24 protein-coding genes are annotated in these 26,549 nt (G+C 33.3%); 5 read left to right on the top strand and 19 right to left on the bottom strand.

Annotation, left to right across the window (positions count from 1 at the left end; all coding sequences use genetic code 11):
* Position 1: 1 nt before the first annotated feature.
* The gene (locus ACHZDT_RS07650; protein ID WP_394774039.1) at positions 2–487 is read left to right on the top strand and encodes a multiprotein-bridging factor 1 family protein; all 486 of its coding nucleotides are present in this window, start codon (positions 2–4) and stop codon (positions 485–487) included.
* Positions 488–509: 22 nt separating this feature from the next.
* Here the strand turns inward: ACHZDT_RS07650 and ACHZDT_RS07645 are convergent, their stop codons facing one another.
* Positions 510–1,217: a hypothetical protein gene (locus ACHZDT_RS07645; protein ID WP_394774038.1), complete on the bottom strand. Its 708-nt coding sequence runs from the start codon at positions 1,215–1,217 to the stop codon at positions 510–512.
* A gap of 374 nt (positions 1,218–1,591) precedes the next feature.
* Here ACHZDT_RS07645 and ACHZDT_RS07640 point away from each other — a divergent pair, with 374 nt between their 5' ends.
* Both ACHZDT_RS07640 and ACHZDT_RS07635 read left to right on the top strand, forming a co-directional pair.
* The gene (locus ACHZDT_RS07640; protein WP_394774036.1) at positions 1,592–1,981 is read left to right on the top strand and encodes a helix-turn-helix domain-containing protein; all 390 of its coding nucleotides are present in this window, start codon (positions 1,592–1,594) and stop codon (positions 1,979–1,981) included.
* 252 nt (positions 1,982–2,233) lie between these two features.
* Positions 2,234–4,528 carry a hypothetical protein gene (locus tag ACHZDT_RS07635; protein ID WP_394774035.1) on the top strand — a complete coding sequence of 765 codons (2,295 nt, stop codon included), beginning with the start codon at positions 2,234–2,236 and terminating at the stop codon, positions 4,526–4,528.
* Positions 4,529–4,629: 101 nt separating this feature from the next.
* On the opposite strand, the gene ACHZDT_RS07630 is transcribed toward ACHZDT_RS07635, so the two are convergent.
* Positions 4,630–5,826 (bottom strand): aminopeptidase C, encoded by a 1,197-nt coding sequence (locus ACHZDT_RS07630; RefSeq protein WP_394774034.1) that lies wholly within the window; start codon positions 5,824–5,826, stop codon positions 4,630–4,632.
* A gap of 244 nt (positions 5,827–6,070) precedes the next feature.
* Here ACHZDT_RS07630 and ACHZDT_RS07625 point away from each other — a divergent pair, with 244 nt between their 5' ends.
* The gene (locus ACHZDT_RS07625) at positions 6,071–6,868 is read left to right on the top strand and encodes a helix-turn-helix domain-containing protein (RefSeq protein WP_394774033.1); all 798 of its coding nucleotides are present in this window, start codon (positions 6,071–6,073) and stop codon (positions 6,866–6,868) included.
* 77 nt (positions 6,869–6,945) lie between these two features.
* Positions 6,946–7,806: a CPBP family intramembrane glutamic endopeptidase gene (locus tag ACHZDT_RS07620; RefSeq protein ID WP_394774032.1), complete on the top strand. Its 861-nt coding sequence runs from the start codon at positions 6,946–6,948 to the stop codon at positions 7,804–7,806.
* Positions 7,807–8,423: 617 nt separating this feature from the next.
* Here the strand turns inward: ACHZDT_RS07620 and ACHZDT_RS07615 are convergent.
* From ACHZDT_RS07615 to ACHZDT_RS07535, 17 genes are all read right to left on the bottom strand, one after another.
* Positions 8,424–9,605 (bottom strand): BamA/TamA family outer membrane protein, encoded by a 1,182-nt coding sequence (locus ACHZDT_RS07615; RefSeq protein ID WP_394774030.1) that lies wholly within the window; start codon positions 9,603–9,605, stop codon positions 8,424–8,426.
* Positions 9,606–9,836: 231 nt separating this feature from the next.
* The gene (locus ACHZDT_RS07610) at positions 9,837–10,808 is read right to left on the bottom strand and encodes a transporter (RefSeq protein WP_394774029.1); all 972 of its coding nucleotides are present in this window, start codon (positions 10,806–10,808) and stop codon (positions 9,837–9,839) included.
* Positions 10,809–10,866: 58 nt separating this feature from the next.
* Positions 10,867–11,637 carry a helix-turn-helix domain-containing protein gene (locus tag ACHZDT_RS07605; protein ID WP_394774028.1) on the bottom strand — a complete coding sequence of 257 codons (771 nt, stop codon included), beginning with the start codon at positions 11,635–11,637 and terminating at the stop codon, positions 10,867–10,869.
* 539 nt (positions 11,638–12,176) lie between these two features.
* On the bottom strand, positions 12,177–12,761 hold the full coding sequence (locus ACHZDT_RS07600) for a DUF4136 domain-containing protein (RefSeq protein ID WP_394774027.1): 585 nt from the start codon (positions 12,759–12,761) through the stop codon (positions 12,177–12,179).
* 257 nt (positions 12,762–13,018) lie between these two features.
* Complete coding sequence (locus ACHZDT_RS07595) at positions 13,019–13,762, bottom strand: DUF6515 family protein (RefSeq protein ID WP_394774026.1); 744 nt, start codon at positions 13,760–13,762, stop codon at positions 13,019–13,021.
* A gap of 18 nt (positions 13,763–13,780) precedes the next feature.
* Positions 13,781–14,521, bottom strand: coding sequence for a DUF2092 domain-containing protein (locus ACHZDT_RS07590; RefSeq protein WP_394774025.1), 741 nt, complete (start codon positions 14,519–14,521; stop codon positions 13,781–13,783).
* 28 nt (positions 14,522–14,549) lie between these two features.
* On the bottom strand, positions 14,550–15,950 hold the full coding sequence (locus tag ACHZDT_RS07585) for a DUF2252 domain-containing protein (RefSeq protein WP_394774024.1): 1,401 nt from the start codon (positions 15,948–15,950) through the stop codon (positions 14,550–14,552).
* Between the two features lie 74 nt (positions 15,951–16,024).
* Complete coding sequence (locus ACHZDT_RS07580; protein ID WP_394774023.1) at positions 16,025–17,515, bottom strand: DUF1254 domain-containing protein; 1,491 nt, start codon at positions 17,513–17,515, stop codon at positions 16,025–16,027.
* A gap of 156 nt (positions 17,516–17,671) precedes the next feature.
* On the bottom strand, positions 17,672–18,016 hold the full coding sequence (locus ACHZDT_RS07575; RefSeq protein WP_394774022.1) for a hypothetical protein: 345 nt from the start codon (positions 18,014–18,016) through the stop codon (positions 17,672–17,674).
* A gap of 297 nt (positions 18,017–18,313) precedes the next feature.
* Complete coding sequence (locus ACHZDT_RS07570) at positions 18,314–18,499, bottom strand: hypothetical protein (RefSeq protein ID WP_394774021.1); 186 nt, start codon at positions 18,497–18,499, stop codon at positions 18,314–18,316.
* A 100-nt stretch (positions 18,500–18,599) separates the two neighbouring features.
* Positions 18,600–19,613, bottom strand: coding sequence for an HAD family hydrolase (locus ACHZDT_RS07565; RefSeq protein ID WP_394774020.1), 1,014 nt, complete (start codon positions 19,611–19,613; stop codon positions 18,600–18,602).
* A 74-nt stretch (positions 19,614–19,687) separates the two neighbouring features.
* Entirely contained in the window at positions 19,688–21,343 is a 1,656-nt protein-coding gene (locus ACHZDT_RS07560) for an arylsulfatase (RefSeq protein WP_394774019.1), read from the bottom strand.
* Positions 21,344–21,994: 651 nt separating this feature from the next.
* Positions 21,995–23,425 carry a pyruvate kinase gene (pyk, locus tag ACHZDT_RS07555; RefSeq protein WP_394774018.1) on the bottom strand — a complete coding sequence of 477 codons (1,431 nt, stop codon included), beginning with the start codon at positions 23,423–23,425 and terminating at the stop codon, positions 21,995–21,997.
* Positions 23,426–23,430: 5 nt separating this feature from the next.
* Positions 23,431–23,919: an IPExxxVDY family protein gene (locus ACHZDT_RS07550; protein ID WP_394774017.1), complete on the bottom strand. Its 489-nt coding sequence runs from the start codon at positions 23,917–23,919 to the stop codon at positions 23,431–23,433.
* Positions 23,920–24,044: 125 nt separating this feature from the next.
* Positions 24,045–24,785 (bottom strand): ribonuclease III, encoded by a 741-nt coding sequence (rnc, locus tag ACHZDT_RS07545; protein WP_213295973.1) that lies wholly within the window; start codon positions 24,783–24,785, stop codon positions 24,045–24,047.
* Between the two features lie 9 nt (positions 24,786–24,794).
* Complete coding sequence (fabF, locus tag ACHZDT_RS07540; RefSeq protein WP_394774016.1) at positions 24,795–26,048, bottom strand: beta-ketoacyl-ACP synthase II; 1,254 nt, start codon at positions 26,046–26,048, stop codon at positions 24,795–24,797.
* A gap of 245 nt (positions 26,049–26,293) precedes the next feature.
* Positions 26,294–26,530, bottom strand: a complete 237-nt coding sequence (locus tag ACHZDT_RS07535) for an acyl carrier protein (protein WP_007137004.1) — start codon at positions 26,528–26,530, stop codon at positions 26,294–26,296.
* Positions 26,531–26,549: the final 19 nt, after the last annotated feature.

The following is a 26,549-nucleotide window of genomic DNA, read 5'->3' as shown; positions in this document are numbered from 1 at the left end:
TATGGAACTAAACGACAGATTAGACAAGTTTGAAAAATTAGTAAGCAATGAACCTTCTAATTTTCTTTCAAAGTTAGAATATTACAGAGCCAATAAAAGCTGGCTGGACAAATCAGCAAAAGTCGCTATAAATGTTTTAGAAGCATTAAAACAAAAAGGATTATCTCAAAAAGATCTGGCTCAAAAAATGAATGTTTCAGCACAACAAGTAAACAAGATTCTTAAGGGACAGCAAAATTTAACTTTTGAAACCATAAGCAAACTTGAAACTGCTCTGGAAATTTCATTAATAGAAATTATCGACTTTAAAGCAGCTGATAAACCCTTAGATGTTTCGAATACTGAAGAACGCGTAAATTCTGCATTAAGACAGATGAAAAAAGCGATGCCTGAAGTAAAAAAACAAGTCGGGGGTTACGAAAGAAATATAGCTTTAGGCAAAGATCAAAAGAATCCAAAAACAGCTCCACAATTCAAGAATAGCTGAAACCATTTTCACTTTCTTTAAATCAGTTCCTCACCACTTTATTGTGCTTCATTACATTATTACCTATATTTTTACTTTCAAACAAAAGCATTGCTTCTTCGGCTTTCTGGGTTTGGTTGATGCCTTTTAGGGATTGGGCGTAACGGAAGTAATACATCGTGTCTAAATCTGACTTCATGGCAAAGAGTTCTTCGTAGTATTTAGCGGCTGTAGCGAGATCACCGTCAAAATAAGCTCTGTCGGCAACTTTTATGAGCATTTCTTCGGTTCTGTAGCCTTTGTCTAAAACTTTTGCGTAAGTACTTACTACATCAATATTTAAATATTTTGGAGATTCTGCCGGAGCAATTACTTCGACTTTTACCGGTTCAATTGTCGTGGCAATATCTTCAACTATAGTTTTTGATTGCAAATTTAATTCATTTGGTTTTACTTTTTCTTTTCGGTAAATTGGGATTACGACTCTGGTATTATTTGGTCCCAGATCATTTGTATAAACCATGTCTAATTTTGAAACTTCGTATTTAGTTACTCTTTTGCCGAAAGTCATATTAATGGTTTCTTCAACATAATAAGCGACTATTATGCGATCATCTTTTAAAATGTTTAGATATCCCGAAGTTGGATTATCATTTGATGCAACGGCAAGAGTTGGATTTGTATTCTGACCAAAACCGTTTAAAGAAAAAACAAAAGTAATTACTATAAAAAATCTCCAATTCGTTTTCATAATAGTCTTATAAAGTTATTGCTCCAGTTAAAACAGATTAAAGATACCTTATGTTCTCTTTTTTATTTTATAATGCCTGTGAACGACTTTAAAAAACGTTGAAGTGTTGGTTTTGATTATTAGAAGCAAACAATTAAAACATTTCTCCAGTATTTTATTGGTTTAACCCATTATCATTTTAATTTGAAGATCGAGATTGCCAATTGTTTTTATATTTGCTTTTAACTTTAAGCTGTGCGAAAAATTGTATTTTTGTTTCATGCAATGCAATCAAGCAGGACCGCATTGAAACGTATTAAAATAGTAACTAACCAGTACAATCTTGTATTTTACTTTACCAATAATTTTTCAGGAATTTTAAATATCTTTGAACTATGAGCACAGCAACAAAACCAAATCATATAGGGCGAAAAATTAGCCGTATTCGTGAACTCCGTGATATGAAGCAGGAAGCATTGGCACAAGCTTTAGGACTAAGCCAGCAAACAGTTTCGGCTATTGAAAACAGTGAAACTATAGATGAAGAAAAGCTTCAGGAAATAGCTAAAATTCTTGGCGTTACAGCCGAAGGTATTAAAAATTTCTCTGAAGAGGCAGTTTTAAATATTATCGGAAATACATTAAATGATGGAAGTGTTATTAACGGAAATGCTTATAACTGCACTTTCAATCCGCTTGATAAAGTTGTTGAACTTTTTGAACGTTTGGTTCAGTCTGAAAAAGAAAAAGTTGAATTTTTACAGAAGTTGTTGAAAGAGAAGTAAAATACTTTTTATCGTAATATATAGAAAAAGAGATGTCGTTTGGGATCTCTTTTTTTTGAATACAAACAAACCACTTTCTATTTTATTTACTATTAAATATAAAATATTTATTAATCCGTTATGGAAATCCGTAAAATAGGCGAAAAGGATGTTGCTGTATTTATATTGAAAAACAGGTGATTATACTTGTTTATAATAACTTTTAAAGCATTTTATTTACCCTAATCTAATTTTTGATAAAAACTACAAAATATGATATTAGAAAATATAATTGAAATTTGTGTTGCAATTGATATTGCAATTTTGGGTATCGCTTATCCAATTATCGTTGATAAAATTTCAAACATTGGAGATAAATATTCCTCCGAATATCTGTCTGTGTTATTCAACAATGATTTTCCTCAAAAAACATTTTCTCGGAATCTAATGGGGCGAAATTTCGAAATATCAATTTTCAAATTAACCTTATTCCTCACAATTATAACTTTTCTTTTTCTAATTTTTAATGAATCCCCTCCTTTTGGTTTTGACAATTGGTTTGTGAACAATTCTGCCAAAATAATTGTTTTATTATTTACTACTTTTCTAACTGTTTTCTTTTTCATGTGGTTAGATAAAGTTGTTTTATATAATGGAAAATCAACTTCTCTTCTAAAATATATTATTTCAAAATATAATGCAATAAATGACAATAGTGAAATAAAACGATATTACTTAAAAGCAATAAATGAACTAACATTCTATGCTGTAGAAAAACAAGATGAGCATTTACAGGAAACCTTACTTGAATTTTATTATCAAGAATTTAAAAAAATAAGAAGAAATCATGATAAATTAAAACCATTAATTTATCCAATTGATTTATATTTTTTGGTTAATAAATTACATAGTGAGCTTTTAAATAATCAAAACAAAAAACTTCTAGCAATTGAACATAGAGCTGTAAGTGCTATATGGTTACTTGGTGAAGATTTTGAAAACATTCCAATTTCTGAAGAAACTTATAATTGGATATGGCAAAATTTATATATAATTTGTGATAATGAGAGATTTATAAAAATGTATTGGTCAAATGTAAATCAATATTTTGACTTTCGTTTAAAACATATACAGCCCGATTATAATTTTAAACTTCATGAATTACTAAACCATGAGGAAATCAAAATGAGAGAAATTGAAAGAGACAATTTTATAGAATTTCATTATGCATTAGGTGGATTATTGTTATATAGAAATCAATATAAAACAATAAAATATATTTTTCAATACACACAATCTTTACCTCCAAAATATGTTTTATTGCCCGACTCAATGACAACAATATTTACATGGTTTGAAAACTTCAGAAACGAATTTAAAAATAGAAGAACTCCAATTGATATAAAATATTATTTTCCTGAGTTAGATAACTTAGGCACAAGGAGACAAGTTAATTATTGGATTTGTTGCTATTTGACTATTCTTTTCATAAGACAATATTCATTAAACGAATATTACGTTTATCAAAGTTTTACATCTCAACCAAATCTTCCAGATGATGTTTTAGAATTAAATAATTGGCTTGATAGCGTTTCTTTTTTCGAAAAATGTCTTAAAGATATTCTACTTAATAAAAAGTTATTAACTGAACTGAACTTTGAAAATATTGCATCTGAAAACATTGAACGTATTGAAAAATTTATATCTGATTTAAAAACATTTATAAAATCTAAGATTGGAGAAAAAAAATTAAATGCTCCACTATCAAAAGATAAAATTGAAAACTTTGAATCCAGTACAAATAAAATTATATCGACAGCATTTAAAAATTATAAAACCATTTTTAATATAAATGAAAATAATGAAGACGAAAATGATTTAAAATTATCTGTAAATGGTGAAATTAATCTTATTACTAAATCCGCATTTACAGATGACGATATTCCTCTAATGAATTATGACTCTATATTTGCTACCCATATTTCAGAAAATATTATAAATAGATATATTCCTAATTCATTTTTAATTTCTAGAACAAAAAGATATTTACTTAATAAAGAAAATATTTTAATTGGTATCGATAGGATAATTGGTAACAATAAAAATGCGATAATTATTGGTGTTAATATTAGTTATGAAATTAATACAATAATTTCTGAAACAAAATATTCACGCATACTGACAAAAATTTCATCTACTGAATTTCAAATCGAAGATGTTTTCTACATTCTTAATAAAGCTGATTTACCATTTATAGAATACAAAGAATTAACTAAAAAAGAAATTGATGATTTAAAACTTAAAAAAATAAATGATGAATTTAATATATATACTTCTATTATCGACATTAATACTCCTGAAAATGCAATAATAAAAGACACATGGCGGAATAGTAATGAAAAAGATAATTTAGATTTAAAGGTCCAGGTAACAATTGCATTTTTAGCTATAATTCATTGGAAAGAAGAAAGAGATGTTATACAAATAAATTTAAATTCACAATTTAAAGAACAAGGTATCCAGACAAACATAAATGAATTGGACATTTTAAGAAATGATGATTATTGATTTTTAATAACCTACTGATGTCAAAATTGATAAAACTTAAACAAAAAAAGCGCCGCAATTCTCATTGCAGCGCTTTTTCTATATTATAAAAACAAAACTTCTTAAACCCCTAATTTCTTAGCAATTTCAGTAGGTATTCCGCCTTTGTTTACTAGTAAAGCAGTTGTTTTATATTTTACGAAATTCTTAGTCACAAACAAGAAACCTTTGTAGTCGTTTGTTGCTCCCCAGGAATTTTTTACGATGTAATATTCTTTTCCGGTTTGATCTTTTGCAAGACCTATAATGTGCATTCCGTGATCGTCTGTAGTGGTGTAATTATCAAATGCAGTCTGACGCATTTCGGCAGTAATTTCAGGTTCTGCTTTTGGTCCGTTAAACATGTCTGCTTTTTCTTCCGCCGTCATATCGTCAAATTTCTTTGTAGGTACATAAGCAACACCATTTTTCCAGCTAAAGCTTTTCTCACTTACGTCTGTCGCCCAGGCTACAGTATATCCTTTTTTCAAAGCATTGTCAATAACATCTGTCATATCATTTACTTTCACGTTGTAAACCTGATCAAATGACCAGTTGTCCGGCACCATCATTGTTGTTTTTTGGTAATACGGCGCATTTGTAAACGATGACATTTCAACATACTCATCAGGATTAATGCCTACTACTTCCTTAGCAAAAGTTTGAGGCGTATAGTTTTTTCCTTTATAAGTAAAGTTTTCCGGCACAGTTCCTAAATACGAATCAATAACTGCAGCGTATGCTTTTTGCCAGTTTGGAGTCAATTCACCATTTGGGTTTTTAACCACAGCAGTCAAAACGCCTTCGATAAGCGCTGCCATTTCTCCAAATTTATTTTTATCAGTTCCGTAATTCAATCCCGTGTAAACTTCTCTTGGTACGGTTCCGTATTTTTTGTACATATTAATTACATCATGCAATGCACCTCCGTCACCTAAAGTAACTGCTCCGTGCATACGAACATAATTAATTCCTTTTTCAACATAAACGTTTCTTGCCGAGTAAATTTGAGACAATTCTACAGGTTGTTTTCCTAAACGAATCATTTCTGACTCCAGGAAAGAGTTTGTAGAATAACTCCAGCATGTTCCTGATGAACCTTGTAATTTTACTGATGTTGTTCCTAAATTAATAACCTCAGTGAATTTAAAGGCTTCTTTACTTTTTTCGCTTGCATTTAGTTTTAATGAATTCACTAAAATGTCTTGTGCAAAACCACTCGTTGCGCCTACAAAAAAAACCGAAGCAGCAAGTACTGATTTGAATGAAAATGTATTCATAATTTATATTTAATGTTTGATAAATTAGTCTTTGTAATTTACAATTTGTTACAAAACAATTAAATTTCAGTTAATAAAACTAACCTTTAAGCGTTAATTTTTACAAAATGTTTTTTTTAAGCTACAAAACCTTACAAATACTGCAAAATCATTAACTATCTTATAATCAAAAACAATTCACGATTTATATTCCTTTATTATGTACTAATTTTGCTGTTCAAATGGCATGCAATACATCAGGAAAATGTACGAACTGGAAAAAGAAAAATACTTAGGCAATACTAAAAACATTTTCAACAACACACAAGGAATTGCAGTTGTTGAAACCGAGTATAAAAATAAGGTTTACGAAGGCTGGCATTCGCACAATAACGCACATATTACGCTTTTCCTGAAAGGCGGAACTGCCGAAAAACGTAAAAACTCCAGTACCGTTGTTGGTCCGGGTTCATTATTATTTTATCATAGTGATGAATTGCATTTGAATCAGGATACACTTTTTCCGTCTAAAAATATTAATATCGAAATTGAAGAGGATCTCCTAAAACAACTTCAGATTTCTGAAGCTATTATCGAAAAATCTATTCAGAATTCTACGTTGACCAAATTCCTGATTCTGAAAATTTTTAAAGAAGCGATGGTTGCAGATGCTTTTTCCGGCGACACTATAAATATGTTATTTGCTCAGTTATCGAGCGCGAATACTCATTTAGATAAATTTGAAAAAAGTCCGTTTTGGGTAAAAAGCCTCAACGAATTACTGAACGATTGCTGGAATGAAAACCCGAATTTAAAGGATCTTGCTCAGGTTTTAAATCTGAATCCCATTACAATATCAAAACATTTCCCGAAATATTTTGGCTGTACTTTAGGCGAATATATGCGCAGGATTAAAATAAGCCGTTCGCTTGCGCTGATTGGTTCCAACAAAATCAATTTGACCGAAATAGGTTTTGAATGTGGTTTTGCAGATCAAAGCCATTTTATCCGAACTTTTAAAAATCAAACCGGATTTCTGCCTAAACAATTTCAAAAATTATAAGAAGGCAAATTTCATTCTATTTTTTGGTTTTGATGTCGCATACATTTGTCCCATCATAATCATTAAACCAAACCAAAATGGAAACGCTTACTGCGAAACAAAAAATATTCAATTTCCCCGTAACCAAAATTATTCTTGCTTTAATTGCCTTTATGGCTTTTGTAATTATCGGGCAGCAAATTGCCGGAAAATTATTGGGATTAACTCCTTTAGAAAAAGACTTCAGGAATCTTTTTAAAGGTATAATCGTTTCGGCTTTGGCGATTACGAGTTATATTCTTTTCTTTAAAAATTACGAAAAAAGGGAAGTAACCGAATTATCTACAAATCGATTATCTCAAAATTTAATCTTCGGGACTTTAGTTGGTTTTGTGCTTCAATCTTTAACTATTCTGGTGATTTACCTTAACGGAAGTTACAGCGTTATTGCCGTAAATCCGGTATCGTTTATTTTGATTCCGCTTACGGTTGCATTTACGATCGCTATTATCGAAGAAATTTTAGTCCGCGGAATCATCTTTAGAATTCTGGAAGAAAAACTAGGCACTTATATTGCGTTGAGTATTTCGGCAATTATATTTGGAGCGTTGCATTTAGCAAACGCAAACAGCACCTTACTTTCGGGATTGTGTATTACCGTTGCGGGATTTTTATTGGGCGCGGCTTTTGTTTACAGCAGGAATTTATGGTTTCCAATTGCGTTGCATTTCGCTTGGAATTTTACGCAGTCAGGTATTTTTGGCGCGATCACTTCCGGAAACGAAAAAACGAGTAGTTTATTGGTAAGCAAAATACAAGGTTCGGCATTAATTACCGGAGGAGAATTTGGTCCCGAAGGGAGTATTCAGGCAACTATATTTTGTTTTATAGGCGCAATTGTTTTATTGGCCTTAAGCCAAAGAGAAAATAAAATTATAAAACCTTATTGGAAGAAATAAATTATCAGATTGAAGTTTTTTGCCGCAGATTTAAAGGATTAGAATCTGCTCAATCTGCAAAATCTGCGAGAAAAAATTTAGAACTAAAAAGTTTTTTTGCCGCGAATTTCACGAATTGAATTTGTGGAAATTTGTGAAATTTGTGGTGAATATTTTTGCTTCCATGTCAAAACATTTGCCACAGATTTAAAAGATTTAAAGGATTAGAATCTGCTCAATCAGCAAAATCTGCGAGAAAAAATTTAGAACAAAAGTTTTTTTGTCACAATTTCACGAATTGAATTTGTGGAAATTTGTGCAATTTGTGGCGAATATCTTTGCTTCCATGTGTCAAAACATTTGCCACAGATTTAAAAGATTCTAAGGATTAAAATCTGCGAGAAAAAAATGAACACAAAATTTAATTTTTCAAATAAAATGATCCATAACGAAAAAGTTTTTTTGCCACAAATTGCACAAATTTTCGCAAATTCAATTCGTGGAAATTTGTGAAATTGCTTCGCCTGTTCGCTATCGCTCGGGTCGTGGCGAATATCTCAGAAACCCGACAGGTTTTAAAAACCTGTCGGGTTTGTATTTGTAATATAACAATATTTCGGGTTTATAATATTTAGAATTTACCTCAACCAATTGCTTCCAAAAACCACATAATACGCCCAATCTTCGGGACCTTTTGCGACGTCAATTCCCATACGGAGTTTGAATTTCCGAGCGAGCAAATATCTAAATCCTGATCCGTAACTATAGACAACAGGTTTTGCAAAAGCTTTATCCCAATCGTTAAAAGCACTTGCAAGTCCGCCATAACCCATAAGACTCCATCGTTTATAGAGATCCCATCGCAATTCGCCTTCAAAAATTAGACTGGTTTTTCCCTGATATCGTCCGGCGGGAACACCTCTTAAATTAATTCCGGGCAACATATAAAATGGTGGATTTCCAAAAGCTTGTTCGCCTTCAAAACGAAGTCCGCCAATTAATTTTTTGGTTATTGGATGATATCCTATGACGGATAAATTCAATCGCCAGGAATTATAATCACTTCCCAAAGCTTTATCTGACCAAAAGAAATCAGATTGCAATCGGATTCCTTTATCTGGCGTAAAAATATTATCGCGGCCATCAAACTGAATCGCAGCTCCTAACTGACTTATGGTGCTTTTAATATCTTTGGGCTGTATAAAAGAAGGCAAATTTTCTGTAGGCAATTTTATATCCGAGTGTAAAAAAAGATATTGCGGTCCTGCGCTCCATTTTGCATTGTTAAATTGTTTTAACCATTGGGTGTAAAACGAATAGGATTTAAAATTTAGTTTAAATTCTACATCTTTTCCGCTTGGTACATTTTCATAAAAGGACAAATTCATATCGCCATATCCCGCCATGACACGATATAATATCTTTGGTTTTACTAATGTTGCAGAACGAAATGCGCCTACAAGCCAGCTTTTATTACCGGTGTACATTCCGGCTCCTCCGGTAATATCCGGATTTATAAATCGCTTTTTGCCGTTTTTATCAATAACCGGCTCTCGCTTTTTAAGGAAAACAGGAACAATGGCGCCGCCAATTCCGCCCAAAGCTGGTTCTGTAATAACGGTAGGAATTACAATAAAACCGTGCGCATAAATAATATAATCGCTTAAATCTATTGCGCCGTCTATAGAATCTCTTAAACTAATATGTTGCTTTTGAGCTGTAATTGTGGTAATCGATAATAGAAAAAAGATATTTATAAGAAGAAATTTCGAGAAAAGTTTCCTGTTTTTCATAGTAGCATCTGAATATTTATTTTCCATTTAAACAACTTTAGAAATTATAGCATTCTTAAAAAACATCAACTAAACCAATTATTTTTAACACATAGAAACATAGATTCTAAAATGTTAAAAAAGGACTTAAAAAAAGAAATATATTTGTTTCACATAGTAATCTTTGTGCATTTCAAATAAGTCAAATGCCTTATTTTAGAGCTAAAAAATCTATGCTTTTATGTGTGAAAAATAATTTCGCGCAAAGCAACTCATAAATTATTTTTTCTTTAAACTAAATACGTGCGCCAGTGTTAGAAAAAAAGTATTTCCCTGAAACCTGTTTATGGCTTCAACTTCAGCAATCCATCGAAATCCTGCCGAAGTACTGGATTTTATATGATAATAATTTATTTCAGCGCCTATTCCGCCAACGCGATCTTTGGTAGTTTGAATATTTCCAAAAACAGGAACGGGAATTTGATCGTTGGTTACTTTATATTGTAAATAATAAATTAATCCCGCGTTAAGCACTCCTTTTGGAGCTGTTTTTTCGGCATTCATTGCATAAAATGTTTTTCCCAAACCACCTTCAATACTTAAAAGATCTCCAGTTTTAATATCCGTATCTTTTTTTCTTCCGTTCATTTCATAAGAGGCTAAAGCCGAAAAATGGAAGGTTTTTTTATCATTAAAAAATAAGGTTGTTCCTGCCGAAAGTTCATTCATAAACATTCCTAAACCACTATTATCCGAAGCTCCTAATTCAAATTTTCCTGTTGGTAAATAGACTTGGTAGCTAAAAACAAAATCGGCTCTTTTATGATGCCAGCCTAATTGAACCGGCGCAATATAAGTATCCGTCAAGGCAAAAGGACTTTTTGAATCTATGGTATTTCCCTGAATTCTGTTTGATGCAAAAGCCAGTAAAATCGTTGCGCCATAATTTGCTCCCAGAATTTTAAAATCACTTACATATGTTGCGCCCACTCCGGTAATAAACATATTAAGATCAGGATTTGCGATGGATTTATCGCCATCAGCATTTCGTAATGATGAAGCCGTATAAAAATAAGCGGGAATATAAACGCTCAATGTGTTCTCTGGTGTCTGAGTTCCAGATTGTAATCCCATTGCACCCAGAATATGTCCTCCTTTTAATTGTGCATGGCTAAAAAAACCAACCAACAGAAGTAATAGTGTAAAAAATGATTTTATGGTTTGTCTGTGCTTATTAAATTCTGTTTTCATAGCTGTTATTTTAAAAATTAATGCGACTCCATAACTTCTTTTTTACAAACTATTTCCTTTAATTTGAAGCTTGTTTGAGGTAATAAGTATTGGTTTTCTCAGGATTAATTCTAATTACTTTGAAATATTCAGATGGCGATTTTCCGGTATGTTTTATAAAGGCCCTAAAACAAGTTGTTCTGGATTTAAAACCGGAGCCCCAAGCCATACCTTCAAGTGATAAATCTTTCCATTCCGGATCGTTTATTTTGTCTTTAAAATATTCGATTCTTTTTAGATTTACATAATCCTGAAAATGAAGATTAAATTCTGAATTGATTAAATTTGAAATGTAATGTACTGATATTCCAGTTTCATCAGCAATATCGCGTATGACTAAATCCTTTTTCAGGAAGAGTTCTTTTGATGCAAAAATGCTGTCTAATTTATTGAGATACAAGAATTTCTTTTCAGGAGTTAATTCTTTAACGAGCGGTAAAGTTTTGCTTTCACTTGTTTTTATTATCATTAATTTTTCTTCGACAAACTCCAGATTTTCATTCATATCATAAAATATCTGTGGTCTGAAATAAAGCCAGCCTACCGTAAAAACCAAAACCGATGATATTAATATGTAACAGGAAAAATCAACGCTGTCAACTCGGGTAATTAAAAAATAATGCACAAAAAGTGTCGAGAACAAAAACAATATCATCAAATTATAAAGTCTGATCCAGCTCAAAACCTTGATTCGGTTAAAATGCTCTTCCTTAAATTTTTTCAGGTCATAATTTAAAATCATCATCGTTTGACAAAATGCATACAAAAGCCAAACGGTAAGACTTAACATTGAAAAAGGACTGTTTATTTTAATGGAAACATAATCAATTATCTGAAGATTAATAAAATTACCTATCCACACAAAAAGACTTAAACAGAAGTATATTATAAATGGTAAAAAATGAAGCCAATCGTATTTTCTAAAAATTCTATCAGAGAACAAAATACTTCTTACATATAAAAAAGCAGAAGGTGCAACCAAAAAAATGAACGATTTTGTGACCATAAATAAGTCAGGAAATGCTTTGAAACCAGTTGCCGATAAATAAAAATTATACACGCTGACTACCGCAAGACTGAACAAAAAGAGTCCCAGAAAAAAGCTTTTTGAGTAATTTTTTTTCGAAAAAAGAACCATAAAGGATGTCGCAAAACCAACTATTGTAGCTAAAAAAAAGAAAAGCGAAAGGATTATATCGATCATGAGTTTAAAGCTTAGTTGTTTAGTTTATTCCTTTACTTTTAAAGAAATTTAAAAGAATTCGTCGGCAATAAGGCTGTACTTATCTGCTAGTGATAAGTACAGCTATTTAAAAACAATATTCTAACCTATTTTTTTACTGCTCCGGGAGGAAATCCAGCCAGTATTTTTTTGATTGAGCCGGTAATAAATTCGTCCGGATTGTCTGGTTTGCTGTCAATTTGAGCATTCCCTATTCCTTGCCAAATCAGTTTTTGAGTTTTTGACGATACAATGTCGATTATCAGTGAACCATCAACATAATCGTAGGAGTTAAATGTTGTATTGGCACCGCCCATCATGGCACCGCCGCCCCAATATCCGTACGGACGGTACATCCCGCCGTAACCATAAAAATCAGAGTTGGCCGTAACCTGTGTTTTATTTTTTAAAATTGTTACCGCGTTTACTTTTAAATCGGGATTACTGGTTGTTTCTGTAAAACCTTTACTAATCAATTCAGCACGAATTGCCTTTGTAATACGATCTGCATTTAATTGATTTATTTGTCCTTCCTGAGCTTTTAAATCATAAAATGCAAATGTTTTATATTGGCCAAAATTAGCTGCATGATCATAATCAGTTGTAACTTTAACCGTTGGAGAACAGCTGTAAATCAATCCCAAAATTAATAGTAGCGGGATTATACGAAGATTCTTTCTTTTAATATTCATGATGTGGTATTTAAATTAATGAATTCAATTAGTTTTACTTACAATTATTAAAATCTTGCTTAAATCCTGAATATACGGGAAGTCATGTTAAATTTTTGCTTATATTTTTGTAAACAATTATTATACAATATCTTATAGAGTATCCAAAGATAAAATATTTTCTTCAATTGAAGGATGTAAAATAGAAAAATTCTTACTTATTTGCCCATAACAATTTATTTGAATTAAAATAAACTGTTACGGGTTTTTTTTGAGTTCTATTTTCCTTGTACAACAACATAACTGTCTTGCCCTTCTTTTGAAATTGGCTGATAATAAACGCTGTTATAAATCATATATTTTTGACCATCTATAGTCTTTTCTTCAGCTCCTTCCGGAAGTTGTGAAACTGTAGCTCCAACGGGCGCACTTACTACTTTATATTTACTGGTAACTTTTGAATAATAGGTTCCACCGTAATAGTAATAATCAGTTCCTGAAACATTGATTGTGACATAACCCTTAGGTAAATCTGAAATTGTTGCTCCAAGTGGCGCGGGCACAACCTTATAACCACTTGATTCTTTCACATAATAAACCCCATCATCGTAGTTATAATTAGTGTTTTCTACCGAGATAATTATAGCTGCCGTTGTTAATGTTACCGCAAAAAATCCGATAGGATACCAAGTTGGTCCCCAATAATAGGGTACAAACGGATGATAGATATATGGATATGGCACCGGATAAGGATGAAATGGCGGTGGCAATGGTCTTGGATACGGATAAGGATGTGGGTACGGATGCGGAGGTGGCGGTAACGGATGCGGTGGAATTGGTCTTGGTCCAGGCGGAATTGGGTGTGGCATTGGATGAGGCATCGGCATAGGCCGCGGCATTGGTCTTGGTGGTGAAAAATGTCCAAAACGCTGTGCTGTAGCATCTTCCGGAATCATAAATAATAAGGCAAAAAATGCAATAATTATGATTGAGATTCTATTTTTAGGATAATATGATTTCATAACTATGGAGTTTATCTATTATTTAGTGTTTTCTCTAGGCGCTAAGGTTACTTTTGTAGCTTTTGGCGGGGTCGTAAATTCAAACATTGAATCCGGATAGTCCGTATTTATAGTCCAGTCTTTATAAATAGCCTCATATTGTGGTTTGTCTTTATCAGAGGTGTAAATGATCACTAATTTTACCGGCAGAAACAAATCATCGTTTCCTATCCAGAATTGAAAACTTTTTGTTTTATCGCTTCCTGCAATATGAAAGCATTCACGTCCCTCGACTATCGTTTTTCCCAGAAAGATTAAATTGCCTTGTTCTGATAATAAATCCTGCAGGAAAGCAGGATAGAAAAAATCTGCTCCGGGAAATTCAATCCCGAATTTTTTACTGACTTCATCAATTGTTTCAATAACAGAACCGGGAGCAGTTGTAAAACCATATGTATTATTATCAAAGGAATAATAATTAAGCTTTTTACCATTGTACCACAAACCGCGATTTCCTTTGTCTCCGGACGAAGTGACTTTCATTTTATCAGGAAACTTTATTGCAACTTTATCATTTATGGTATGTTTGATAAGTCCTAAACTTTCATTTGGCACATCATAGGTTGTAATCGCTGTAAAACTGCACGACTTGATATCCTGCAAGGTTTCACCTGTTCGATGCAATAAAAAAACAGCCGTAGAATCAATACGCTGTGTCTGGCCGTTTATTGTGATTGTGATTATCACAAAGCCCATCAAAAACAAAAACTTTTTGCCCATATATTTTACTTTATTAATTACTTAAAAGTCAGACTTCTGCCGAAATAGGTAATCTTCCCTCTTTTATTGCTTCTAACATTTTGCTATAATCTAAATCGTTTTGATTGGCATATGAAATGGAGAATCTGGAAATTGCGTTTGCAAATTCATCGCTTTTTCCCATATAACCTGATAATACTGATGGATCTCCGGTACGTGCATGAGCTCTTGCAAGTGCCCAACCGCAGGCTTTTGCATAATCGTTCATGTTTTTGGCTTTCATGATTTCAAGAACTGGTTTTACTTTTGCATCACGAAGCTGACGGATATAGAAATACTTATTATTGTCGTCGTTCGTCCAGCCTAAAAACATATCCGATGCCGATTGCATCAATTTTTGCCCTCTCACAATTCGTTCACCCTGATGTGTATATTTTCCTTTTGCTTTTACATTTGCTTCGAGTACGCTTTTTCTGGCTTCTTTAAATTGTAAAAAAATAGGTTCTCCGGTTGCCGACATTAACAAACTAATTCCGCAAAGTGTTCCCACACTTCCTACGCCTACCACCTTAATGGCGATATCATGTAAATTGTATCTGCTTAACAATACTTTTTTTTCATCAGATAATGTTGTCAAATATCTATTATGAATTGCTTCAGCGTCTAGCAATATTCTTTTTCCTTCATCTCCTATTGGGTGATAAATTAAGGGTGGATCATCTTTTATTCGTGCACGCGTTCCTTCCTGATAGGTCATTTTTGCAAATTCTTTTTCGTGAGCGGTGAATTCTCCGGCTTTTTTTATTCGCTTATGCTGAAATGATTTTATATCCTCGTCTTCTCCTCTTTCAATTAATTTGGCTAAATCAATATCTGCATACCAAATCTGGAGTGCCGATAATTTACTGTATTCTAACATGTGCCGTTTGTAACTGTCGGCTACATTCCAGGCAAATTCCTTACAGGTTTTATCTGGAAATTTTCTCCATCTTCCGGCAATTACAAAACTTGCCGAAAGTCTTTTCAAATCCCATTCCCACGGACCGGGAAATGTTTCATCAAAATCATTAATATCAAAAACCAGTTTTCGTTCCGGAGTTGCAAATCCGCCAAAATTCATTAAATGGCAATCTCCACAAAGCTGAAGATCAATTCCCGTATTTGGGGTTTGGGCTAAATCAGCCGCCATAATTGCAGCAGCTCCTCTGTAAAATGCAAATGGCGATTCCATCATTCTGGTATATCGAATAGGCAATAAACTTTCGATTCTTCCAATGCTTGTTTGCAGCAAAATTTCTACCGGATCTTCCCTGTTTTCTTTCGGAGTCCATTCCTGATGAACTGAACGAGGCGTAAGTTTTCTAATAGCGACGCCTTTATCAAAACGCTCTAACTTTGATGCTACAGGATCAAATCTGTTTTCGCTGATTTCTTTAAATTCATCGGTCATAGTTGCTACATTTTATTTCGTTAAAAGGTAAATTTGTTAAAGCCTAATTGTTTATTCGATTCATAAAGTGTCTTTTACTTGACTTCTTTAATATCATCCATTTTCCAGCTTTTATCAAAATAAGCCGAAGTTGGCCCGTAGAAACGCATGTAGGTAAACCAATGTTTTCCCGGTAAAGTCTGAACCCAGTTTTTCTCTTTTCCTGCTGGTGCTTTTGGTCCAAAGTATAAATCGACTGAACCATCGGTATTTTTTATTAAGTCCTTACGGGAAGATAAATCGGCATTTTTTTGAGGATTATCAATCAGACATCGTGTTGCCGAATCGTAAATGGTGATCGACCAGAAATTCACTGCCGGAGGATTTGCGGGAACATTCAAGGTATAATTTTTAGCTCCGTCTAACCAGTTTCCGTTATTATCATAATAAGAACCCAAATACGCCTGACCTACGTTTGGAGTTTTAGAAATCATGGCTCTTGAATATGTTACGGCTTCATAGAAATAAGAACTTCTTTCGAAAAACTCATCATAATTATCCGCATGTTGTGATGGGTCTTTGATAATCATTACATAATCCCATTTTTTATCCGGCCAGTGTTTTACATCTGGAAAACGTTTATTAAAAGAGTTTGCCATTGCCATTTGTTGGCCTTTTGCGGCGGCAGCAATTAAAATTTTCTTCTGATGTTCGTCCGGAGCAAAAGGTTTCCCTTTTTCGATTCCGAGATTTTTAAGCCACGCCATAAAAAAACGATCACGTTCTTCGACTGGTTCATTTTGTAAAATAGCATGAAGTCGTTCCCAATATGCAATTCCGGTTGGTTGAATTCCGTACCATTTTTTTCCTGCGGGCGGACTAACCACTTTTGTAGGTGTGGGATTGGCACGTTTATCATACGGATAAATTTTTACCTGTTTTACTAAAGCTTCGGTGGCTTTTGGGTCTGGATCTAAAGCCCTGAATCCAAAAAACATATTTACCGTTGTACAAGGAACTATAAAATATCCCGCAGGTTTAAAGTCTTTCATTGTTGGCGGAACTAATATGTATTTTCCACCTTTTCCTTTATCAGGACCCATTTCTCCAATCACGGCTTGTTCGCGTTGCCAGAAATCGCCCAATCCTCCCGCAGTATGTCCGGCAGGCATTTCAATAACTGTTGGTCCGTTTGCCGCAAGGTCAATAAATGATATAATATAAGGCGTTGTAGCATTTCCGGTAAGGATTCCTAAACGGTCATTATAGGTGTTATAAAAAACAAGATCATTACTTGTTGCGTTGAATGTTTTATATTGAATCTGCTGCCATTCGGCGAAAGCCACGATAGGCAATCCCCATAAATAACACTGCGTTGCCTGCTGAAAATCCATTTCATCAAACAAAACAGGAATTGATTCTTTTGAAGGCAGTTCACCATCCATTTTAATTCCTGTTCCAAAATTAGAAGCAGAAACTGATGCAGTGTCAGATGGTGACGTTTCATTTATTGTTGTCTTTTGTTCACATCCGACATTTAAAATCAAGGAAATTGCAGCAACAATAAGTAGAGATTTGTTTTTCATGAGATTTGTTTTTGGAGGTTATTTTGTAATAGATTTGGAGTGGCATTGGTTTCTGAACTTGTAATTGCACATGCAATACAATACTTCTTTTTACAACTAATCAAAAACTACAACTGCTTACAGATGTGTTTTTCATTAATTTAAAATTGAAATGTTTTAAGATCCGGGAAATACAAAGGATAAAACGGCTCGCAATCCCCAATCAGGTCTGCTTTCATGCGGCCCAACAATTGGAATCAGCGGTTGAATATTAAATTGTACTACCTGATTTCCAAATTTAGTCACCGCTCCAATAGATGGATTGATGGAAATATTAGTGGTGTTTCCTTCCCAGTTCTGAGTAATTTCAGCATTAACGCCTAAACTTGCTCCGCTTTTATAACTGTGCGAAAGAAAAATTTGAGTATAAAAACTATTGAAATCTGAACGGTTTTCATTTCCTGCAACTGACCAAATTTGATTGGCTAAGAATCCGACAGAAAGTCCTTTTCCCTGATGCATTACTAATACACTTGGTCCAAATCCAAATTTTTCGGTTCCTAAAAACTTATCGGTTGCGGTTGGTATTAAAAGAGCAGGTCCAAATCCAAAAATAATTCCTTTTGTTTTTGGCGCAAAAAAAGCCGTTACGGTTGCATCGCTTAAACCAAATTGGTTTGTATTTTCTCCAGTAATATCGCGCTGATCTACAACAGGAAGAATATATCGTGTAATTAAATTAAGATTATCACTTAATTTAAACGGAATTACGGGCTGTATATTTAGCGTATATTTTGAACCATTATATGGACCAATACCCTAAATAATATTATTTTGCAACGGGACACTAATTAAACTTGCAACGGGATTGGCTAATTTATCGGCTAATTCCTGAGCGCTTGATCCGCCTTTTGCAGCTTCTTCTTGTGCGAATAAGGTAAAATTTAAGAGAAAAAAAGTTATACTTAAGAATAATTTAATGCCATGTGGTATTTTAGTTTTCATAATATGGTACTTTAAAAGATTGCTCGATCATTCTTAAAAAATTAAAATGAAACAGTTTTTAACTTGTAAAAGTTGTTTCATTTTAATTTTACTAAATCAATTATTTGTCTGGAAATATCTTTTTCCAATCGTCTTTCATACTAATTACGTGATACTTGTATCTTACAGCAGTATTTAATGATAAATTATCTTTTTCCTCATAACTATATTCTCTCACAGCGTCATTGTGATTGACAATCATTTGAAAAGATGGATATTTACTTCCCTGAGAATATCTTAGCATGGCAAGATCGCCGGCTCCTCCTTCATTTCCGCAGGCAAAAACAGGACGTTGTCCAATGTGCAATTGTATCCCAACGGGTTTTCCTTCTTTGTCATTTAAAAGATCTAAAGCGGGTTGTCTTTGAATGCTGTTTGTAGCATCATCAAATTTATATTTGAAAGAAGTTCCAACAACCTGATCTTTTGGAATTCCGTAAAAATCAGCTGATATAGAACGAACTAATTCAATGGTTCCTCCAGTTACAATAAAAGTTTTGAATCCGTTTGCACGTAGATAATTCAGCAATTCTAATTGTGGCTGATATCTGATTTGTTTTATCGGAACATTTTTTCCCGGATATTGAGCTGCTGCGAAAAAATCTTTTGTTGAGGCTTCAAACTCATCTTCGGTCATACCGGTATGTGTTGCAGCAATTAACTCAATGAGTGCTTTTTCGCCTCCTGTTTCAAAATAGGTTTTATCTTTTTCAATAACGGCTTTAAAAGGTTGTTTTTGAGCTAAAGCGGGATTGGCCTCTGCCATTTGCTTCACTCTGTAAAAGGCAAATAATTCCTGAACATATGGTTTTTCAGCCCAAAGTGTTCCATCATTATCAAAAGTGGCGATTCTGTCTTCAACCGGAATAAAATCAGGATTTCCTTTTTTAGTTACTTTAGTTACATAAGCAATAATTTCTTTTTTCAAAGTACCATCATTCCAACTTGGTAACGGATCTGATGTTTTTGTGAAATTGGTAGTATCTGAAGTATATATTGCTATAGCATTATCAGCTTTTGTAAAGGAAACCAGGAAGAAAAAAAATAGGGGCAATATATATATTTTTTTATACATGATATTGATTTGTTTAAGGTATTGAAAAGCTTGAGTTATGGGGTAACTCAAGCTTTATTTTACTATTGATATTTTTATTTTTTCTTTGGAGCTGCCTCTATCGCTTTTAGCTCTCGGTGTAATTTAATTGCGTCCAGGGTTTCTCCCATAATAGTAGCTGGGGAAAAACTTGGTGGTATTGCTCTTGGCGGATATTCTTTAAAAGTTTCGGCAAATGCTCCTACTTCGGCAATAAAATCGTAGCCATAGTATACGTGATTCAAAATCCAGTCCCAATAGGTGTTCGATGTTATATCTGCTCTTTCAAATGGATCCTGATATAAATTGTACATTTTTTGCAGACGTAATTTTGTAAATGGTTCTCCCCAAAGTGCTAATGTTCCAGGTGAACGCTGCTCTGCAAAAACAGATTTATAATCTCCTTTTCGCATGGCTACAAGCATACCATCATCATCAGAATAGAAGAATTTAGTTCTGGCACTATTTGGACTTTTCCCTTCCAGATATGCAGATTGATCATATCCGTCCAAGTGTACTTTATAATTAAGACCATTAGCTTTATAACCTGTCAATAATTTTTTTGTCAGATCAGGTTCTCCGGCAATTGCTGCCAATGTTGGCATCCAGTCATTATGTGCCATCATTTGATCGCTGGTTTGTCCGGGTTTGATAACGCCGGGCCAACGTACTAAACACGGAACACGAAAAGCACCTTCCCAATTGGTATCTTTCTCTGAACGAAATGGTGTCATTGCCGCATCTGGCCAGCTGTTCATGTGTGGTCCGTTATCCGAAGAATATACTACGATTGTATTATTGGCAATTCCTAAATCGTCTAATACTTTTAGAAGTTCTCCAACCGTCATATCGTGTTCGATCATACCATCGATATATTCACTATCGCCATGTGTATATTTTCCTCTGTGTTCTTTTCTTACGTGAGTACGTAAGTGCATACGCGTGGCATTGTACCAAACAAAAAATGGTTTTCCGGCAGCATTTTGTCTTTTGATATAATCAATAGCGGCAGCAGATGTTTCATCATCTATAGTTTCCATTCTTTTTTTAGTAAGCGGACCTGTATCTTCAATTCTTTGTTTTCCAACTTTTCCAAAACGAGGATCTACAGTTGCGTCATCACTGCTTGTTGCAGTACATTTTAAAACTCCTCTTGGACCAAATTTTCCAAAGAAAGCAGGATCTTTAGGATAATCTGCCAATTCCGGTTCTTCTGAAGCATTTAAGTGATATAAACTTCCAAAATATTCATCAAATCCATTTACTGTTGGAAGATTTTCATTTCTGTCTCCTACGTGGTTTTTACCAAACTGACCTGTTGCATAACCCAGGTTTTTCATGATACCTCCAATAGAAGGATCTAATTGATTCATGCCCATTGGAGCTCCGGGATATCCTACTTTCGTTAAACCGGTACGAATTCCTTGCTGACCTGTTAACAACGCAGCGCGCCCCGCTGTACAGCTTTGTTCTCCATAATAGTGTAAAAACTTAATTCCCTCATTACCAATTCTGTCAATGTTAGGAGTTTGATATCCCATTAAACCATCACTATAAGCACTAATATTACTTATACCAATATCATCTCCCCAAATTATTAATACATTGGGCTTTTTTGTATCCTGGGCCTGTACTTCAATAAATGAAAAACAAGCTAATGCAAATAGCATTATCGAATTTCGAAATCCATTTTTAAGTCTACTTTGTTTCATGGTAATAAAATTTGTTAATAATTCTTTATTAATGTAAATATAAGAAAAATATTACGAATAGATATTTGTTAAGTAAATTTAGATTGGGGCTGTTTCAGTTTGTGAAATTTCTTAAGGAAGGTAATTTGAAACAAGAATTTTCTTAACTTTTATTTAACTGTCTCAAAATTAACTAATAAAAAAACTAAGAATAGCATTTATAAGGTCTGACATTGTTTCATTTTATAAAATGAAACAATAAAAATATTTTATTTTGCTCCACAATGTTCCATGTTATAAATTGAAACATTCAAAAATCATTTATTTAGGCGATTAGATTTTTTTTTAATTTCAAAGAAATAAGAAATGTTCAGGAAAAACTTTAAATTTATTTTCCTTGTTTTATTTAAATTCAATAAAAAATAGGGCTGGATTTTGAATAATATTTAAGTTTAGAACTTACTAGCTGAAATTTTGAATGCTTTTAGATTTAACTTTAATAATGAAAATTAACTAGTTGTGGGAAGCAATGTATTTGATCTGAATTTTAAAATTAAATTTCATCAAATAAAAAAACTCATGGTATTATCATGAGTTTAAAAACCGAAGTTTAAGGCAAAAAAAAAGCCATTCGTCGCAACGAATGGCTTTATATATTATCTTTTGATAAAATTATTCTATTTCAGAAACTCTCATGGTATTTACCATTCCTTTTTCTTTAATTGGCATAGCTGCAAGGTTAATTAAATAATCACCTTTTACAACAAATCCTTTTTCTCTTGCTATTTCGTTAACATCTGTTACAGTATCATCTGTACTTTCGTCTTTATCGTAGAAGTATGATTTTACCCCCCATAATAAATTCAATTGTGTTAAGATTCTTCTGTTTGAAGTAAAAACTAAAATATGTGCTGATGGTCTCCACGCCGAAATTTGGAAAGCCGTATAACCACTATTTGTTAATGTACAAATTGCTTTAGCTTTGATTTCATTAGCTAATAAAGCTGCCTGGTGACAAACAGTTTTAGTAACAAAACGTTTTGTTTTAATTTGTGGCGTATTTTGTGGAACCTGAATAAGTGGAGAATCTTCAACAGCCTCACAAATTTGAGTCATTTTTTGAATAACCTGAACAGGATAGTTTCCTGTAGCAGTTTCTCCAGACAACATTACAGCATCGGCTCCATCCATTACAGAGTTTGCAACGTCATTTACTTCAGCTCTTGTTGGTGTTAAACTTGTAATCATTGTCTCCATCATTTGAGTTGCAACGATAACAGGAATTCTTGCAATTTTAGCTCTGCGGATCAGATCTTTTTGAACTAATGGTACTTCGTGTGCAGGAAGTTCAACTCCTAAATCTCCACGTGCAACCATTAAACCATCACAATATGCTATAATTTTATCAATGTTTACAAGAGCTTCCGGCATTTCAATTTTAGCAATAATCGGAATTTTATATTCTGAATGTTTAGCGATTAATTCTTGTAAATCTTGTAAATCGCGTGGTGTTTTTACAAAAGAAAGAGCAATCCAGTCTACTTTTTGCTCAATAGCAAAAATAGCATCTGCAATATCTTTTTCAGTCAAAGCCGGTAAAGATATTTTAGTATTTGGAAGATTAACTCCTTTTTTAGATTTTAATTCTCCACCCTGAATTACTTTAGCAACAACTTCAGTTTTTTTATCCGTAGAAATAATTTCGAAAATCAATTTACCGTCATCAAGCAAAATACGCTCTCCAGGATTAACATCATTTGGAAAATTTTGGTATTTCATGAACACTTTTTGAGCAGTTCCTAAAATATCTTCTGCAGTTGTAAAAGTGATTAAATCACCATCATGAACTACAGTTCCTTCTTCCATCACACCAACTCTAAGTTTTGGTCCCTGCAAATCTCCAAGGATTGCAGTTGTGTAACCAAACTCTTCGTTAAGACCTCTAATAATACCAATTTTCTCTTTTACTCCTTCGTAATCTGCGTGCGAAAAATTAACTCTAAACACATTAACCCCTGCATCGATCATATCTTTGATAATCTCTCTCGTACCACATGCAGGACCAAGTGTAGCGACAATTTTGGTTTTTTTGTTTGTTAACATTTTTTTTAAAAAATTAGATTGTTTTTTGATTTTATTTTATCAGTATCTACAGCATAAATAGCTGCAATACTCTCGATGGTATTTAATTTTTGTTGAATTTCTGAAAAATCAAGAGCCTCTTCGCTATTCTCTATTTTCAGGAAAAAATCTACTTTTTTGAATTCAGGAAGTAAATGAATTGTTGTTGAAACCTCACTTGTTTCATTGGAAAACAAATCTTGAGAATCACTTCTCCTCATTGAAATGATCTCATTCTTATTCTGAATTAAATTCCATGAAACTGCTTTTTCGGCATCATAGTAATAGAATCGTGAAAAATTTGCCTCACCTTCTTTAGTTTGAGCATGGATCTCGTTTTTGCTCTTACTTAAGTTTATCGGAAGGTTTTTATTGATAAAATAAGCCAATCTGTAATCTTCTAATGAAGTATGGATTGCCATTAAATAATAATCAATTTCGTCAAATTCGTCTAAATCCAATCTATGAATAGCCATGTCATGAAAAATCAAGGTGTAAATATACTATTTCTTGCGGAGCTTAAATAGTTAAGATGTGCTTGTTTTTATTAATTTATAAACGAAAACGTTATAGCTTTAAGATAGTTACAGTAAAATTGTAGCTATTTCTTGTCTATTTTTTCCTGAAATGCAAAATAAGCTCTTTGTGATGCTTTCTCTTCTGCTTTCTTTTTTGAAGTTGCCCGCGCTCGTGCGATTACTTTATCGTCTATACTTAATTTAACGCCAAATAAGCGTTGGCCGTCAATACCGTTATCTTCAAAAATGTCGTAATGAAAGACTCTCTTTTCTTTCTGACACCATTCGATAACCAAACTTTTATAACTAATTACTTTTCCTTCAAGTCGTGCAATATCTACATAAGGGGCAACGACACGTTTTTGAATAAACTTTTCACAATAAGAATATCCTCTGTCTAAATAAATAGCACCTACTAAAGATTCGAAAATATTACCATGAATATTTTCTCCAAAATGCTGAATTGGCACTTTGCTTTCTACAAATCGAACCAGGTTTAAATCTTTACCTAATTCATTTAAATGTTCGCGACTTACAATTTTTGACCGCATTTTTGTCAAATAACCTTCATCGCCATTTGGTGCTTTATTAAATAAGTGAGCTGCAATTACAGCACTTAACATAGCGTCTCCTAAAAATTCAAGTCTTTCATAATTTATTGGATGTCCTGATTCGTCTAATTTATTTGAAGATCTGTGCGTAAAAGCTTTCTTATAAAAATCGATCGTAGCAGGCTCAAAACCAAGTATTTTCTGAATAGTGTCAAAAAAAATCCCGTCTTCTAGAGAACGGGATTTAGAAAATATTTTTTTGATAATATTCATATACAGAAATTAGTCAACTAATTTTTTAAACAATACACATGCATTGTGTCCACCAAAACCAAAAGTGTTACTCATAGCAACATTCACTTCTCTTTTTTGTGGTTTGTTTAAGGTAAGATTCAATGCCGGATCAATGTTTTCGTCAACTACAGTATGATTGATAGTTGGAGGGACAATACCATGCTTCATTGCTAAAATAGAAGCAATTGCTTCAATAGCTCCGGCAGCACCAAGTAAATGTCCTGTCATTGATTTTGTAGAGTTGATATTGATGTTTTTTGCATGTTCACCAAAAACAGCGCTGATGGCTTTTAATTCGGCAACATCTCCTAATGGAGTAGAAGTTCCGTGAGTGTTGATGTGATCAACATCTTCAGGAGTCATTCCTGCATCTCTCAATGTATTTTTCATTACTGCAATAACTCCAATTCCTTCCGGATGTGGTGCAGTTAAGTGGTAAGCATCAGATGACATTCCGCCACCGCCAACTTCACAATAAATTTTTGCGCCTCTGGCTTTAGCATGTTCATATTCTTCAAGAACCAGCGCTCCAGCTCCTTCTCCTAATACAAAACCATCTCTGGTACCGTCAAAAGGTCTTGAAGCCGTTTCCGGACTATCGTTTCTTGTTGATAAAGCGTGCATCGAATTAAAGCCTCCCATACCTGCAATAGTAATCGCAGCTTCTGAACCACCTGATATAATAATATCACACATTCCTAAACGGATGTAATTAAAAGCATCAATTAATGCATTTGCAGAAGACGCACATGCAGAAACCGTAGTATAATTTGGACCCATATAACCATTACGCATTGAGATGTGTGCTGGTGCAATATCGGCAATCATTTTAGGAATAAAAAACGGATTGAATTTTGGTGTTCCGTCTCCTTTAGCATAATAAATAACTTCTTCCTGAAAAGTTTCTAAACCTCCAATTCCGGCTCCCCAGATAACACCAACTCTTGTTTTGTCGACATTATCATTAGTAAGTCCCGCATCTTTAATAGCTTCATCACTTGCAGCAACTGCATATTGAGCGAATTTATCTAATCTTCGAGATTCCTTGCGATCCATGTAATCTTCAATATTGAAGTTTTTTACTTCACAGGCAAATTTCGTTTTATGCTTCTCTGTATCATAATACGTGATAGGAGCGGCTCCGCTAACTCCATTCACAAGTGCCTCCCAATAATCCTGGATATTATTCCCGATAGGAGTAAGAGCACCTAATCCTGTTACAACAACTCGCTTTAACGTCATAAATATGTATTTTGTACTTTAAACAAATAAAACCCACGCTTTCTTAACTGTATTGTTTACTTAAGAGCCATGGGCATTACAATATAAATATATCTTTTTGATTGAAAAACCAATCGAAATTTAAATTTTAAAAAAAATAATAACACCCGATTTTCTTAAAATTCCAATTATCTAAAAAACAAATCCCAATTTTGGAATTTGCGTATTCAAAGTTGGAATTTTAAGAAAAACCGGGTGCAGTATTATTATTTTTTAGCTTCTTCGATATAAGAAATAGCTTGACCAACAGTAGCAATGTTTTCTGCTTGATCGTCTGGAATTTGAATATCAAATTCTTTTTCGAATTCCATAATAAGCTCAACAGTGTCTAATGAGTCAGCTCCTAAATCATTAGTGAAGCTTGCTTCTGTTACAACTTCGTTTTCGTCAACACCTAATTTGTCTACGATAATCGCTTTTACTCTTGATGCAATGTCTGACATAATCTTTAATTTTAGAATT

Source organism: Flavobacterium sp. (genome assembly GCF_043722275.1).
Classification (GTDB): Bacteria; Bacteroidota; Bacteroidia; order Flavobacteriales; family Flavobacteriaceae; genus Flavobacterium.
The sequence above is the reverse complement of the archived record's forward strand: the minus strand, read 5'-3'. Positions and strand labels throughout refer to the sequence as shown.